The organism is Nonomuraea sp. NPDC004702 (genome assembly GCF_053601695.1).
In genome coordinates this window covers 1-2,029 of record NZ_JBSGCE010000186.1, presented here as the reverse complement: position 1 = coordinate 2,029, position 2,029 = coordinate 1, and the positions used below count along the sequence as shown (strand labels likewise).

The 2,029-nt window shown below is 72.6% G+C and carries 2 protein-coding genes; both read left to right on the top strand.

Features of this window, described 5'->3' with window-relative positions; all coding sequences use genetic code 11:
- Positions 1 to 1,044, top strand: a 1,044-nt coding sequence (locus tag ACWEJ6_RS54645) for an aldehyde dehydrogenase family protein (RefSeq protein WP_452433682.1), incomplete at its 5' end; no start/stop codon positions are given.
- A 32-nt stretch (positions 1,045 to 1,076) separates the two neighbouring features.
- Positions 1,077 to 2,029: glycerophosphodiester phosphodiesterase family protein (locus ACWEJ6_RS54640; protein ID WP_452433680.1), on the top strand; the 953-nt coding region annotated here is incomplete at its 3' end.

Genomic DNA, 2,029 nt, shown 5'->3' with positions numbered 1-2,029 from the left:
GTGGCCGGGCTGATCACGCCGTGGAACACGCCGTTCATGCTGGAGACCTGGAAGCTGGCCCCGGCGCTGGCGGCCGGCTGCCCGGTGGTGCTCAAACCGGCCGAGTGGTCGCCGCTCTCGGCCAGCCTGCTGCCGGAGATCATGGAGGAGGGCGGGCTGCCGACCGGCGTGTTCAACCTCGTCCACGGCATCGGCGAGCGGGCCGGGGCGGCGCTGGTGGCCCACCCCGACGTGCCGGTGATCTCCTTCACCGGCGAGACCGCCACCGGCCAGACGATCATGCGCGACGCCGCCACCGGCCTCAAGACGTTGTCGATGGAGCTGGGCGGCAAGTCCCCGCTGCTCGTCTTCGACGACGCCGACCTGGAACGGGCGCTCGACGCGGCCGTCTTCGGCGTCTTCTCGCTCAACGGCGAGCGCTGCACGGCCAGTTCGCGGGTGCTCGTCCAGGACACCGTCTACGAGGAGTTCGTGGCCCGGCTCGCCGAGCGCGCCGCGCGGGTGCGCGTCGGCCCGCCGCACGACCTGGCGACCGAGCTGGGCGCGCTCATCCACCCCGAGCACTACGAGCGGGTCATGTCCTACGTACGGGCCGGCGTCGAGGAGGGGGCCCGCCTGGTGGCCGGCGGCGGCCGCCCGGACGGCCTGCCCGAGGGCAACTTCCTGGCCGCCACGGTCTTCGCCGACGTGACGCCCGCGATGCGCGTCTTCCAGGAGGAGATCTTCGGCCCGGTCGTCTGCGTCACCCCCTTCGCCACCGAGAAGGAGGCCCTGGAGCTGGCCAACGCCACCCGGTACGGCCTGGCCGCCTACGTGTGGACCAGCGACCTGCGCCGCGCCCACCGCCTGGCCCAGTCCGTCGAGGCCGGCATGCTGTGGATCAACTCCCAGAACATCCGCGACCTGCGCACGCCCTTCGGCGGCGTGAAGGCCAGCGGCCTGGGCAGGGAGGGCGGCCGGTACAGCATCGACGTCTACACCGAGGCGCACATCGTGCACGTCGCCACCGAGGACCTGCCGATCCCCCGCTTCGGCCTCGGCTGAACCCGTCCCGCCACGTCCTTCACTGTGCGCCCGTGCGTAACGTCCGGGCCACCTCGGCGGTCTACCGTGCCCGCATGACGACGCGCAGGTTGTTCGCGAGCGTGCTGGCCGCCGTCCTGGCCGGCGGTACGGTCGCTGTCGTGCTGACCCAGACGCCATCCGCCACGGCCGAGCGCCGCGGCCAGGCCCCCGTCGTGATCGGTCACCGGGGCGCGAGCGCCCACCGGCCCGAGCACACGCTGCTGTCCTACGAGGCGGCCATCGCCATGGGCGCCGACTACATCGAGCCCGACCTGGTCTCCACCAAGGACCACGTGCTGGTCGCCCGGCACGAGAACGAGATCTCCGGCACGACCGACGTGGCCGCCCACCCCGAGTTCGCCGATCGGCGCACCACCAAGGCCGTGGACGGCCGGCCGGTCACCGGCTGGTTCACCGAGGACTTCACGCTGGCCGAGCTGAAGACGCTGCGGGCCAAGGAACGCGTGCCCGACCTGCGGCCGGACAACACCGCCTTCGACGGGCTGGCCGAGATCCCCACGTTCGAGGAGGTCGTCCAGCTCGCGCAGCGGCACGGCGTCGGGGTCTATCCCGAGACCAAGCACCCGACGTACTTCGACTCGATCGGCCTGTCGCTGGAGGAGCCGCTGCTGGAGGTGCTGAACCGGTACCACGTGCGCAAGGCGTACATCCAGTCCTTCGAGACGGCGAACCTGCGCGAGCTGCGCGGACGGACGCGGCTGCCGCTCATCCAGCTCATCACCTCGGGCGGCGCGCCCTACGACTGGGTCGCCGCCGGCAGCACCCGCACCTACGACGACATGGTGACCCCCGACGGGCTGCGCGAGGTGGCCCGGTACGCCGCCGGGATCGGCGTGGACACCCGCCGGCCATCGCCTCGGCCTCGCGGGCCACCCGCGTCACGCTGCCCAGCGCGGCGAACCTGCCGTACTGCGGGACGGCGAGGCCGAGGTCCATGGGCGCG